This window comes from Mesorhizobium sp. B4-1-1, from assembly GCF_006439375.1.
In the GTDB taxonomy this organism is placed as follows: domain Bacteria; phylum Pseudomonadota; class Alphaproteobacteria; order Rhizobiales; family Rhizobiaceae; genus Mesorhizobium.
Map to the genome: position 1 here is coordinate 1 of NZ_VFTH01000043.1, position 12,758 is coordinate 12,758.

At 64.1% G+C, this 12,758-nt stretch carries 12 protein-coding genes and 1 tRNA gene; 6 read left to right on the forward strand and 7 right to left on the reverse strand.

What is annotated here, in order from left to right; all coding sequences use genetic code 11:
• From FJW10_RS29850 to tkt, 5 genes are all read right to left on the reverse strand, one after another.
• Window positions 1–568 (reverse strand): class I fructose-bisphosphate aldolase (locus FJW10_RS29850; RefSeq protein WP_140902710.1); only part of this gene is annotated, 568 nt, incomplete at its 3' end.
• A gap of 125 nt (window positions 569–693) precedes the next feature.
• Window positions 694–1,890: a phosphoglycerate kinase gene (locus tag FJW10_RS29855; protein WP_140902711.1), complete on the reverse strand. Its 1,197-nt coding sequence runs from the start codon at window positions 1,888–1,890 to the stop codon at window positions 694–696.
• 104 nt (window positions 1,891–1,994) lie between these two features.
• Window positions 1,995–3,884: a potassium/proton antiporter gene (locus FJW10_RS29860; RefSeq protein WP_140902712.1), complete on the reverse strand. Its 1,890-nt coding sequence runs from the start codon at window positions 3,882–3,884 to the stop codon at window positions 1,995–1,997.
• 262 nt (window positions 3,885–4,146) lie between these two features.
• Window positions 4,147–5,157, reverse strand: coding sequence for a type I glyceraldehyde-3-phosphate dehydrogenase (gene gap / locus FJW10_RS29865; RefSeq protein WP_140902713.1), 1,011 nt, complete (start codon window positions 5,155–5,157; stop codon window positions 4,147–4,149).
• Window positions 5,158–5,312: 155 nt separating this feature from the next.
• A complete protein-coding gene (gene tkt / locus FJW10_RS29870; protein WP_140902714.1) occupies window positions 5,313–7,304 on the reverse strand; it encodes a transketolase in 1,992 nt (663 codons plus the stop codon).
• A 259-nt stretch (window positions 7,305–7,563) separates the two neighbouring features.
• On the opposite strand from tkt, the gene FJW10_RS29875 reads away from it, so the two are divergent.
• The 3 genes from FJW10_RS29875 (at window position 7,564) to FJW10_RS29885 (ending at window position 9,055) form a co-directional block, all read left to right on the forward strand.
• Window positions 7,564–7,836, forward strand: coding sequence for a DUF4164 domain-containing protein (locus tag FJW10_RS29875; RefSeq protein ID WP_140833089.1), 273 nt, complete (start codon window positions 7,564–7,566; stop codon window positions 7,834–7,836).
• A 4-nt stretch (window positions 7,837–7,840) separates the two neighbouring features.
• Complete coding sequence (locus tag FJW10_RS29880) at window positions 7,841–8,206, forward strand: cell division protein ZapA (RefSeq protein WP_040985184.1); 366 nt, start codon at window positions 7,841–7,843, stop codon at window positions 8,204–8,206.
• A 189-nt stretch (window positions 8,207–8,395) separates the two neighbouring features.
• Entirely contained in the window at window positions 8,396–9,055 is a 660-nt protein-coding gene (locus FJW10_RS29885; RefSeq protein WP_140902715.1) for a peroxiredoxin, read from the forward strand.
• Window positions 9,056–9,288: 233 nt separating this feature from the next.
• Here FJW10_RS29885 and rpoH read toward each other — a convergent pair whose 3' ends face one another.
• Both rpoH and FJW10_RS29895 read right to left on the reverse strand, forming a co-directional pair.
• Window positions 9,289–10,200, reverse strand: coding sequence for an RNA polymerase sigma factor RpoH (rpoH, locus tag FJW10_RS29890; RefSeq protein WP_140647889.1), 912 nt, complete (start codon window positions 10,198–10,200; stop codon window positions 9,289–9,291).
• A gap of 213 nt (window positions 10,201–10,413) precedes the next feature.
• Window positions 10,414–11,484, reverse strand: a complete 1,071-nt coding sequence (locus FJW10_RS29895; protein WP_140902716.1) for an RluA family pseudouridine synthase — start codon at window positions 11,482–11,484, stop codon at window positions 10,414–10,416.
• Window positions 11,485–11,510: 26 nt separating this feature from the next.
• On the opposite strand from FJW10_RS29895, the gene FJW10_RS29900 reads away from it, so the two are divergent.
• The 3 genes from FJW10_RS29900 to FJW10_RS29910 all read left to right on the forward strand — a co-directional run bounded on the left by FJW10_RS29900 (window position 11,511) and on the right by FJW10_RS29910 (window position 12,561).
• Window positions 11,511–11,894 (forward strand): fimbrial protein, encoded by a 384-nt coding sequence (locus FJW10_RS29900; protein ID WP_140902717.1) that lies wholly within the window; start codon window positions 11,511–11,513, stop codon window positions 11,892–11,894.
• Window positions 11,891–12,295 (forward strand): VOC family protein, encoded by a 405-nt coding sequence (locus FJW10_RS29905; RefSeq protein WP_140902718.1) that lies wholly within the window; start codon window positions 11,891–11,893, stop codon window positions 12,293–12,295. The genes FJW10_RS29900 and FJW10_RS29905 overlap by 4 nt, the downstream gene beginning before the upstream one ends.
• 191 nt (window positions 12,296–12,486) lie before the next feature.
• A tRNA-Glu gene (locus FJW10_RS29910) sits at window positions 12,487–12,561 on the forward strand.
• Window positions 12,562–12,758: the final 197 nt, after the last annotated feature.

Below are 12,758 nucleotides of genomic sequence, written 5' to 3' on the forward strand. Positions count from 1 at the left end.
TCGAATGGGCGCCGTCCATCAGCACTTCCGGCTCGACGATCGGCACGATGCCGGCCTCCTGGCAAAGCGCGGCATAGCGAGCCAGCGCATGGGTGTTCGAGGCGATCGAATTGGCCGAAGGCACGCCCTTGCCGGCGTCGATATCGATCACCGCGCGCCATTTGGCGAAGCGGGCGCCCAGCTTGTAATAGTCGGCGAGCCGCTCGCGCAGCCCATCGAGGCCCTCGGTGATGGTGTCGCCGGGAAAGTTCGCCAAAGGTTTGGCGCCAAGATCGACCTTGATGCCCGGAATGGAACCGGCTGCCTTGATGATATCGACCAGCGGGGTGCCGTCGGCAGCCTTCTGGCGGATGGTCTCGTCATAGAGGATGACGCCGGAGATGTACTTCGTCATCGCCTCCTTGGCGCGGAACATCATCTCGCGGTAGTCGCGCCGGTTGTCGGCGGTCGATTCGACGCCGATGACGTCGAAGCGCTTCTTGATGGTGCCGGAGCTTTCATCGGCGGCCAAAAGGCCTTTGCCATCGGCCACGATCGCGGCGGCGATATCTTCGAGACGTTCGCTCATGGTGCTCTCCTTGACGGTAATATTCCGCGCCTAGCAGAACACTAGCGCCAAAGGAATGACGCCGAAAAGCTCGAATCGATCGAAAGTCCTCGATAACCGCGTCTGTTCGCTGAGTCTTGAATGGCTCAGCGCTTCAGCACCTCGACGCCGGGCAGCGGCTTGCCTTCCATCCATTCGAGGAAGGCGCCGCCGGCGGTCGAGACATAGGTGAAGTCGTCGGCGACGCCGGCATGGTTGAGCGCCGCCACCGTATCGCCGCCGCCGGCGACGGAGACAAGCTTGCCCGCCTTGGTGCGCGCTGCGGCATGCTTTGCCGCGGCCACCGTGGCGCGGTCGAAGGGCTCGATCTCGAAGGCGCCGAGCGGACCGTTCCAGACCAGCGTCGCGGCGCGGTCGATCCAGTCGTTGACGCTCTGCACGGTCTTTGGGCCGACATCGAGGATCATGCCGTCGGCCGGCACGTCGGCGATGGCGACGGTCTGGCTGGCGGCGCCCGCCTTGAATTCCTTGGCGACGACGCCGTCGGCGGGCAGGATGATGGCGCAGCCGGCTTCGGCGGCTTCGATCATGATCTGCTTGGCGGTGCCGGCGAGGTCATGCTCGCAGAGCGACTTGCCGACGTCGGTGCCGCGCGCGGCCAGGAACGTGTTGGCCATGCCGCCGCCGATCACCAGCGCGTCGACCTTCTTCACGAGGTTCATCAACAGGTCGATCTTGGTCGAGACCTTGGCGCCGCCGACGATGGCCACCACTGGACGGGCCGGATCGCCAAGGCCCTTTTCCAGCGCGTCGAGCTCGGCTTGCATGGTGCGGCCGGCATAGGCCGGCAAATGACGCGCCAGGCCTTCGGTCGAGGCATGCGCGCGGTGCGCGGCGGAAAAGGCGTCGTTGACATAGATGTCGCCATTGGCGGCGAGCTTTTCGGTGAAGGCCTGCTCGTTCTTCTCCTCGGCCTTGTAGAAGCGGGTGTTTTCGAACAGCAGGACGTCGCCGTCCTTCATCGCCGCGACTGCATCCGCCGCCTTGTCGCCGACGCAGTCGGCGGCAAAGCCGACCGGACGGCCGAGAACCTCAGCCGTGGCCCTGGCGATCGGCTCGAGCGAGAATTCGGCCGATGGGCCGTCCTTGGGGCGGCCGAAATGCGCAAGCAGGATGACCTTGGCGCCCTTTTTCGAGAGCTCGGCGATGGTGGGCGCTATGCGCTCGATGCGGGTGGCGTCGGTCACCTTGCCGTCGGCGACGGGAACGTTGAGGTCGACGCGCACAAGCACGCGCTTGCCGCTGACGGCGCCGATATCGTCGAGTGTCTTGAAGCCGGCCATGGTCGTTCCTTTTTAGCGAAAACGCGGCGACCTTACCCGGCGCGAAGGACGATGCAAGGGTCGCGTCGATGGCTCGCGCGCAAAAATGATGTCGGCGTGAGACATCAGCCTTCGCCGGTTGCCTTCCGCCCGTCCGGCTCGGGCGCCTCGGTGTCGATCGGCACGTCGTCGGCCGCCTGTTGTTCCGCCGGCCTGCGCCAGTTGCGGATCATGGCGGCTATACGGTCGCCGATCTCGCCGGCGCTCAGGAAAACCGGCACGCGCGCGACCGGCGCGGTCGGCTCGAAAGACAGGCCGAGGCCGGCGATCCGGCCTTTTTCGTCGACATCGCGCACGATCAGCTCGATCGGACCGATCACCACGCGGTCGGCATATTCGGGATGGCCGCCGAGCCGCTCCGATACCAGCGCGGCGACGGTGAGCTTCTGTTCCGCTTCGGTCAGGCCCGGCCCGTAGGCGGCTTCCAGCTCCGCGGCGGAGCGGGCCGGATCGACGGCAAAGGCGCCGAAGAAGTCGGCGTCCTCGGGGTCGACCACGGCGCGGCTGGCGAAAAGCTTGTCGAGCAGGCGCGGGTAGCGGTCCGGCACGAAGATGTAGACCTGATCGCCGGCCGCCAGCCGGCCCATGTCCTGGAAGCGCATCGAGCGCCCGTCGCGCAGCACCAGCGAGGGTCTCGCCCAGCGTGGGATACGCTCGCCCCGCGCCACCGGGCTGCCGGGTGCTACGCGATAGGCGAGCAGCTCATGATGCGCCGAGCCCGGCAATTCGAGCTCCACCTTGTCCAGCGGCCCAAGACGGGCCGGTACGATCAGGCCGAGACGCCGCGCCAGCGGACCGACCGTCCAGCCCTGTACCACCAACGATACAAGCACGATGATGAAGGCGGCGTTGAAGATCAGGCGGCCATGCTCGAGACCGCCGAGCAGGGGCGTGATGGCGAGCAGGATCGAGACCGCGCCGCGCAGGCCGACCCAGGAGACGAAGGCGACCTCAGGGCGCGGCAGCCGGAACGGGATCAGGCAGAGCCAGACGGCCAAGGGCCGGGCCACGAAGATCAGGAACAGGCCGAGCAGGATCGCCGGCACCAGGATCGCCGGAAACTGCGAAGGCGTGGCGAACAGGCCAAGGATCAGGAACATGATGATCTGCGCCAGCCAAGACATGCCGTCCTGGAAACGCTTCAGGATGGTGACGGCGCGGATATCGGAATTGCCGGCGACCAGTCCGGCAAGATAGACGGCGAGAAAGCCCGAGCCGCCGATGGCGCCGGCGGCGGCGAACACCATCAGCGACAAGGTCAGCACGAAGATCGGCAGCAGGCCGTGGTCGAGGTTGAGCCTTTCGACCAGACGCACGATGCCAAAGCCGCCGAGCACGCCGATGACGGCGCCGAGCCCCATATTGGCGAGGAAGCCGAGCAAAAGGTTGGTGGCCAGCACATTGGCTTCCGGGTTGGCATGCGCGGCGATGATCTCGACCAGGGTGATGGTGAGAAAGATGGCGATCGGGTCGTTGGTGCCGGATTCCACTTCGAGCGTGGCGCGCACGCGCTCGCGCAGGTGGATTTCGCCGGCGCGCAGCAGGAAGAAAACGGCGGCCGCGTCGGTAGAGGCGACGGCGGCGCCGAGCAAAGAGGATTCCAGCCAGCTGAGTTTGAGAACATAGGAAGCGGCGGCACTGAAGATGGCTGTGGTCAGGATAACGCCGATCGTGGCCAGCGACAGCGCGGGCCCGGCTGCTTGCCTGAGCGCGTTGAGCGGCGTGCCGAAACCGGAATCGAACAGGATGATCGCCAAAGCCAGTGAGCCGGCAAAATAAGCCAGCCGCGCATTGTCGAATTCGATGCCGAGGCCGTCGACGCCGGTGGCAAGGCCGATGCAGAGGAAGAGCAGCAGCAAGGGAGCACCGAAGCGGAAGGCGATCAGGCTCGAAAACGCTGCGGCGACAATGAGCGCCGTGCCGACCAGCGTCACGAGATAGATCGCATGCTCCATCCGCTATTGCCCCCTCCCAGAGCGTTTCACCGTTTCGCGGAAACGGCGAACCGCTCTATCTCTTTCCATTGACGCAATTCCGGACGGAAAACCGCTTCACACTTTTCCTAGAATTGCTCCAAATCCCTCTATCTGCCGCTTTAACAGAGAGTGGGGCGAAGGCATGACCAGTGCAAGGCAACGGTGTGTTTTTTGGCTCAGCCGGCCAATAAAAAACGCCCGGCCGAGGCCGGGCGTTTCAAACTGCGGAGCAAGGCTACAATCAGGCGATTGTCTTGCCGAAGGCGACCGCGGTGTCGCCCATGCGGTTCGAGAAGCCCCATTCATTGTCGTACCAGGACAGGACCGAAACGAAGTTGCCGTCCATCACCTTGGTCTGATCGAGCGCGACGATCGAGGAATGCGGGTCGTGGTTGAAGTCGATCGACACGTTCGGGTGATGGGTGACCGACAGCACGCCCTTGAGCTTGCCCTTCGAGGCGGCGATCAGGGCCTCGTTGATCTCCTGCGGCGTGGTCGAACGCTTGGCGATGAACTTGAGGTCGACGACCGAGACGTTCGGGGTCGGCACGCGGATCGAGATGCCGTCGAGCTTGCCCTTGAGGTCTGGCAGAACGAGGCCGATCGCCTTGGCGGCGCCGGTCGAGGTCGGGATCTGCGAGAGCGCCGCGGCGCGGGCGCGGTAGAGATCCTTGTGCATGGTGTCCAGCGTCGGCTGGTCGCCGGTATAGGAGTGGATCGTCGTCATCATGCCCTTCTCGATGCCGACGGTCTCGTGCAGAACGGCCGCCAGCGGCGCCAGGCAATTGGTGGTGCAGGACGCGTTCGAGATGACGATGTGGTCCTTGGTCAGCTTGTCGTGGTTGATGCCGTAGACGACGGTGAGATCGGCGCCATCGGCCGGGGCCGAGACGATGACGCGCTTGGCGCCGGCGGTGAGGTGAGCCGCAGCCTTGTCGCGGGCGGTGAAGATGCCCGTGCATTCGAGCGCGATGTCGACGCCGAGCTCCTTCCACGGCAACTGGGTCGGGTCCTTGATCGCGGTGACCTTGAACTTCTCCTTGCCGACCGAGATCTGGTCGCCGTCGACGGCCACCTCATGCGGGAATCGGCCATGCACGCTGTCGTAGCGCAGCAGGTGCGCGTTGGTCTCGACCGGGCCGAGATCGTTGACGGCGACCACGTCGATGTCCTTGCGGCCGGATTCATGGATGGCGCGCAGGATGTTGCGGCCGATGCGGCCAAATCCGTTGATGGCAACTCTGACGGTCATTGTTCTCTCCCTTGGGGGCTGGAAAGCGGATGGGTCCGCAGTTTCATAACGGCGGAAGGCGCAAGAATCCAGCCGCAGAACGTCACATTTAAATCGATTAGGTTGGTCCAGCCCGGCAAAACCGTCAATCGGCACTGCCGGGCCCGAGGCAATTCCTACTTGCCGTGCAGGCGGGCTTCGACCGACTTGGCCGCGGCGTCGGCGGTGATGCCGAAATGCGGATAGAGCTGTTCGATCGTGCCCGAGGCGCCGAAGCCATGCATGCCGATGAAGATGCCGTCGGTGCCGATCAGGTGGTCCCAGCCCTGGCGGATGCCGGCTTCGATGGCGACCTTCACCTTGGCGTTGCCGATCGTCTTCCTGCGGTAATCGTCGCTCTGCTGGTCGAACAGCTCGAAGCACGGCACCGAGACGACGCGGGTCGGGTGGCTATGCTTTTCCAACAGCTCGCGCGCACCGAGGGCGATCTCGACCTCGGAGCCGGTGGCGAAGATCGTCACTACGGCCTCGCCGCTGGCGGCGGCCAGCTCGTAGGCGCCCTGGCTGGAGAGGTTCTTTGCCGAATGCTCTGTGCGCACGGTCGGCAGGTTCTGGCGGGTCAGCGCCAAGGTCGACGGCGTCTTTTCGGATTCCAGCGCGATCTGCCAGCATTCGGCGGTTTCGACCGCGTCGGCCGGGCGGAAGACATTGTGGTTCGGGATGGCGCGCAGCGCCGCCAGATGCTCGACCGGCTGGTGGGTCGGGCCGTCTTCGCCGAGGCCGATCGAGTCATGCGTCATGACGAAGATCGATCGGATGCCCATCAGCGAGGCAAGGCGCATCGAGGGGCGGGCATAGTCGGAGAAGCACAGGAAGGTGCCGCCATAGGCGATCAGGCCGCCATGCAGCGTCAGACCGTTGATCGCCGCCGCCATGCCGTGCTCGCGGATGCCGTAGTGGACATAGCGCTGACCGTAATCGTCGGGTGTGATGTTCTTGGTCTGGCTGGTCTTGGTGTTGTTGGAGCCGGTCAAGTCGGCCGAGCCGCCGATGGTCTCCGGCACGGCGCCGTTGATGACTTCCAGCGCCATTTCCGACGACTTGCGGGTGGCGACCTTCGGCTTGTCGGCCGACAGCTTCTTCTTGTAGTCGGCGATGACGGCATCGAAGTTCGACGGCAGCTTGCCGGCAAGGCGGCGCTCGAACTCGGCCTTCAGCTTCGGCTCGGCCTTGGCCAGACGGCCTTCCCAGTCGGTGCGTGCCTTGGTGCTGTTTTTACCCACGGCGCGCCAGGCGTCGAGGATGTCGGCCGGAATCTCGAAGGGCGGCGAATCCCAGTTGAAGAATTTGCGCGCGCCGGCGATTTCATCCGCGCCCAGCGGCGAGCCATGCGCCTTGTTGGTGCCGGCCTTGGTCGGGGCGCCGAAACCGATGGTGGTCTTGCAGGCGATCATGGTCGGCTTGTCGGAATGGCGCGCCGCCTCGATCGCGTAGGCGATCGCTTCGGGATCTGTGCCGTCGATGTGGCTGGCGTTCCAGCCGGACGCCTGGAAGCGGGCGACCTGGTCGGTGTTGTCGGCCAGCGACACCGGGCCGTCGATCGAGATGTTGTTGTTGTCCCAGAAGACGATCAGCTTGTTGAGCTTCAGGTGCCCGGCCAGCGCGATGGCTTCCTGGGAGACGCCTTCCATCAGGCAGCCGTCCCCGACCAGCACATAGGTGTAGTGGTTGACGAGGTCGTTGCCGAAGGCGGCGTTCATGATGCGCTCGCCGAGCGCGAAGCCGACCGAATTGGCCAGGCCTTGGCCGAGTGGGCCGGTGGTGGTCTCGATGCCAGCGGCATGGCCGTATTCCGGGTGGCCGGCGGTCTTGGAGCCGAGCTGGCGGAAATTCTTGATCTGGTCGATCGTCATGTCCTCATAGCCGGTGAGGTAGAGGAGCGAATAGAGCAGCATCGAGCCGTGGCCGGCCGACAGGATGAAGCGGTCGCGATCGGCCCAGTGCGGCGCCTTGGCGTCGAATTTCAGGAAACGGCTGAACAGCACCGTGGCGATGTCGGCGCAGCCCATCGGCAGGCCGGGGTGACCGGAGTTCGCCTTCTCGACGGCATCCATGGAAAGGAAACGGATCGCGTTGGCCATCCGATCATGTTGTTCACGCGACGTCATGCTTCCTCCGGAAGTGGGTTGGAGCTTGGGAGAACCCTTGGAAAGGATGCCGGGACACATAGCAGGCACGGCCTTTTAGTCAACAAATCGGGGCGGATTTTGCCGGGCTTGTGATGGCATCGAGCGCCTTACATTAGCGATAGCGGGGGACAGTCGCGAGAGCTTTGTTGACGCGCCCTTCACCCGGTGCCTAATCTTTCCGAGGTAACGCATTCTGAACGCGCGCGATTCGGTGATGGGCAGGGCATAGGACGAGGCCATGACCGGGGAAACGACCCTCAAGGAAGTCATCGCCAGGCTGGGCAAGGCCATGGAAGGGCTGGAAAACGCCGTGGCGGCGAAGCTCGAGCATGACCGCGATTATTCGGAAGCCGAGGCCGAGGTGCAGCGCATGAACGCCGACCGTTCGCGCCTGGCGCAGGAGCTCGACAATTCCGAAGCGCGCGCCGAGCGTCTGGAAGATGCCAACAAGGAAGTGTCGCGGCGGCTGGTGACCGCCATGGAAACCATCCGCGCGGTTCTGGACAGGTAAGGCAATGGCACAGGTCACCGTTTCCATCGACGGCAAACAGTATCGCATGGCCTGCGACGAGGGCCAGGAAGAGCACCTGATCGACCTTGCCGAACGCTTCGACCGCTATGTCTCGCACCTGAAGGATTCCTTCGGCGAGATCGGCGACCAGCGGCTTACCGTCATGGCCGGCATCATGGTGATGGACGAACTTTCGGAGCTCACCAAGCGCGTCAAGGGCATGGAGAGCGAAGTGCTGACCTTGCGCAAGACGCGTGATGAGGCGCTGACCAAGGCCGACAAGAGCGACAGCGTGCTCACAACCGCGCTCGGCGCGCTTGCGCAGCGCATGGAAGATCTCGCGGCGACGCTCGCGATAAAGAAAGCCTGAGCGCCCGGCGCCGACGGTAAATCGAAATCCTGCCTCCAATTGCGAGCGAGGGCGAAAAATTTTCACCTGCCGTGGGCAAGCTTCCTACTCCCGGCGTTTGAACCCTACCCTCATGGTGCTAGAACTAACGTCCGGCCTCCGCCCAACGGGGGCGCGCCGGCGGTTTTCACAAAAGGGTAGGGATAGGTCATGAGTCTTCGTATCAACGATATCGCGCCGGATTTCACGGCCGAGACCACGCAGGGCACCATCAAGTTCCACGATTGGATCGGCGACGGCTGGGCAGTGCTGTTCAGCCATCCGAAGAATTTCACCCCGGTCTGCACGACCGAGCTCGGCACGATGGCAGGGCTGGAAGGCGAGTTCAAAAAGCGCAACGTCAAGATCATCGGCATTTCCGTCGATCCGGTGTCGAGCCACGACAAGTGGCAGGCCGACATCAAAACCGCCACCGGCCATACGGTGCATTATCCGCTGATCGGCGACAAAGACCTCCACGTCGCCAAGCTCTATGAAATGTTGCCGGCCGGCGCCGGCGAGAGTTCGGAGGGTCGCACGCCGGCCGACAACGCCACCGTGCGCTCGGTCTACGTCATCGGCCCGGACAAGAAGGTCAAGCTGGTGCTGACCTATCCGATGACCACGGGCCGCAACTTCGACGAAATCCTGCGCGTCATCGATTCCATCCAGCTGACGGCCAAGCACCAGGTGGCGACGCCGGCCAACTGGAAGCAAGGCGACGACGTCATCATCACCGCCGCCGTCTCCAACGAGGACGCGATCAAGCGTTTTGGCGCTTATGAGACGGTGCTGCCGTATCTGCGCAAGACGAAGCAGCCTTCGGCGTGAGCCTTTTTCCTTCTCCCCGTTCAACGGGAGAAGGTGCCCGAAGGGCGGATGAGGGCGCCGCGGCGGTCGAAGATGAGCGCGCGCCTGCTTCCTCCGCTGCAGCTGCGGAGGGTGAACCGGGCATTTCTCCCCGTGTAGCGACGGGGAGAAAGGGGCGCGCCACCCCTTTCGCCAAATAAAAACGGCGGCGCCAGAATCTGGCGCCGCCGTTTTGTTGCTCATGCGCGGTGGCTTTACGCCGCCGGCTGCGCCTCGATGGTGCGCAGCGCCTGGATCTGGCGCTTGGCGGCGGCCTTGACCGCGTCCTGCACCTTCTCGAAGGCGCGCACCTCGATCTGGCGCACGCGCTCGCGGCTGATGTCGAACTCGGCCGAGAGTTCTTCCAGGGTCAGCGGCTCTTCGGCGAGGCGACGCGCCTCGAAGATGCGCCGCTCGCGGTCGTTGAGCACGGACAAAGCGCCCGACAGCATGGAGCGCCGGTTTTCCAGCTCGTCCTGCTCGATCAGCATCTCTTCCTGGCTTTCGTGGTCGTCGACCAGCCAGTCCTGCCATTCGCCGGACTCGCCCTCGCTCGCCCGGATCGGGGCGTTGAGCGAAGCGTCGCCCGACAGGCGGCGGTTCATCGACACCACTTCCGCCTCGGAAACGTTGAGGCGGGTGGCGATCTCGGCGATCTGGTCGGGCTTCAAGTCGCCATCGTCGAGCGCCTGGATCTTGCCCTTCACCTTGCGCAGGTTGAAGAACAGACGCTTCTGGTTGGCGGTGGTGCCCATCTTGACCAGGCTCCACGAGCGCAGGATGTATTCCTGGATCGAGGCCTTGATCCACCACATGGCATAGGTGGCGAGCCGGAAACCACGCTCCGGTTCGAATTTCTTAACGGCCTGCATGAGGCCGACATTGCCTTCCGAGATCACCTCGCCGATCGGCAGGCCGTAGCCGCGATAGCCCATGGCGATCTTGGCGACGAGCCGCAAATGGCTGGTGACGAGCTTGTGGGCAGCCGTGGTGTCCTGATGCTCGGCGTAGCGTTTCGCGAGCATGTACTCTTCCTGCGGCTGAAGCATCGGAAAGCGGCGGATTTCTTCCAGGTAACGGGCGAGACCGCCTTCACCGGAAACGATACTGGGTAATGATTGGGCCATGATAGCGCCCCCTCTCTCTTTGGAGTGGATGCCCCCGAAACGCGGCGGGCATTCGTCACAGATGCCAAAGGCTCATCCGCGACAACCTACACATATAGGAACAAAACCAGAAAAGACAGGCATTTGTTCAACGCTAAACAGTCTGTCACGCTAAAGTGAACAACGCCGGTCAGGTTTTTTGATGGCTGGTTTGAAGCGTCTTAATGGCAGGTTTCAGAGCTTGCGGAAGCCGCCGACCAATTCCTCCATGTCCCTTGGTATTGGCGCCTCGAACCTCATCGATAGATGGGTGGTCGGGTGCCGGAATTCAAGGAGCCAGGCATGCAGGGCCTGCCGGGGAAAGGCGCTGACCTTGGCTTTCAAGGGTTCGGGCAGCCGGTTGGCCTTGGTGCGGAAGGCCTGCCCGTAATCCGGGTCGCCGATCACCGGATGGCCGATATGGGCCATGTGGACGCGGATCTGGTGGGTGCGGCCGGTCTCCAGCCGGCATTCGACCAGGCTTGCGGTGGCGAAAGCCTGCTGTCCTTCGCCGAAGCGCTCGACGACGCTGAAATGGGTGACGGCATGACGGGCATCGTCACGGCCTTCCGGCACCACCGCGCGGCGGACGCGATCGGCGGCGCGGCCGAGCGCGGCGTCGACGGTGCCCGTCGGCCGTTGCGGAATGCCCCAGACCAGCGCCAGATAGGCGCGTTCGAGATCGCCGGTGCGGCCGTGGTCGGCAAAGGCCTCCGACAGCGCCTTATGCGCGCGGTCGGTCTTGGCCGCGACCATGACGCCGCTGGTTTCCTTATCAAGGCGATGGACGATGCCCGGCCGCCTGACGCCGCCTATGCCGGACAGGCTGTCGCCGCAATGATGGATCAGCGCGTTGACCAGTGTGCCGGTCCAATTGCCGGCGCCGGGGTGGACGACCAGCCCCGCAGGCTTGTTGATGACGATCAGCTCGTCGTCCTCGTAGAGGATGTCGAGGGGAATGTCCTCGCCTTGCGGCTCGGCCGGCACCGGCGCGGGCACCAGAATTTCGATCCGCTCACCGGCGGTCAGCTTGCGCTTGGCCTCCAGCACCTGCCTGCCGGCCATGGAGACCGCGCCCTGTTTGATCAGCGCCTGCACGCGGCTGCGCGAGAGCTCCGGCCCGAGCCGGGCGGCAAGCCACTGGTCGAGACGCTGGCCGGCGGCGTCGGCGCCGGTTTCCAGCACGACGGCTTCGCCGGCAGCCGATTCCTCGTCCGCCAATTCGTCCTCTATCAATATCGGGGTCTCTTCGTTATGAGCGCTCATCGAAAACCGTTGCGGATCGTCTAGCCATGGCCCGGCCAATCGCCGAAGAAGATGAGGAAAAGCCGCTCGACCCCGCGGCCGAGAACGTGCGACGCAAGCTCGTCCGCTTCATGATCGTCAATCTCGGCCTACTGTTCCTCGCCCTTATGGTGGTGATCGGGGCGCTTGTCTACAAAGCCCGCAACGCGCCGGTGGCCGGACCGGCTCCCGCCGCTGATGTCCAGGCTCCGGCCGGCGCGCCGCTGTCGGGCGACATCGTGCTGCCCGTCGGCGCCAAGGTGATCAGCCAGTCGCTCTCCGGCAACCGCCTGTCGATCGATGCCGAGCTTATAGATGGGAGCCGTTCGATCTTCGTCTACGACATCGCCGAACGCCGCATCATCGGCCGGTTCTCGATCCGTAACAAATGAGCGGCTTTGCCGAACGCCGCAGCGTCGCGCTCGTCGTCGGCAATTACGACGAGGCGGTCGCCTGGTATGTCGAGCGGCTCGGCTTCATGCTCATCGAGAATGTCAACCTCGGCGGCGGCAAGCGCTGGGTCATCGTCGCGCCGGCGAAGGGCCAAGGGGCGCGGCTGCTCCTGGCGGAAGCATCCGGCGAAGAGCAGGAAAGCCGCATCGGCAACCAGACCGGCGGCCGCGTCTTCCTGTTTCTCGAGACCGACGATTTTTCCCGCGACCATCGGGCGATGCTCGCAAAGGGTGTCGAATTCCGCGAGGCGCCGCGCTTCGAGGCCTACGGCACGGTGGCCGTCTTTTCCGATCTCTACGGCAATCTCTGGGATCTGATCGAACCGAAACGGCAGGGCTGACCGGTGGCGGCCGGCAAAGCGCGCGAAGCGGTCGAAACCCTAGGCGCGAGCACTCATTGGCGAGCCAATGAATGCTCGCCTTAGGCCTTTTGTTTTGTCGCAGATTCTTGTCGGAAAACCGTACGACACTTTTCCGGAATCTGCTCGGTTGCTTTTTCCCGGCCGCCAGCCTATGTAGCCAATTCTTGAGCGCGCCCATCGTCTAGCGGTCAGGACACCGCCCTCTCACGGCGGGAACAGGGGTTCGATTCCCCTTGGGCGTACCAGACAATCAAGCAAGCCGAATTTTTTTGCCGAACTACAACTGCCGACGCCGTATTGTTTCGGCGAGTTCGGCAAAGGCATCGACGATTCCCTCACCGTTCTTGGCGCTCACGAACTTGACACTCGATCGCGGCAGCTGGCCGATCTCTTCGGCGCTGCCGGGGGCTTCGGCGAGATCGATCTTGTTCACGAGGGCCCG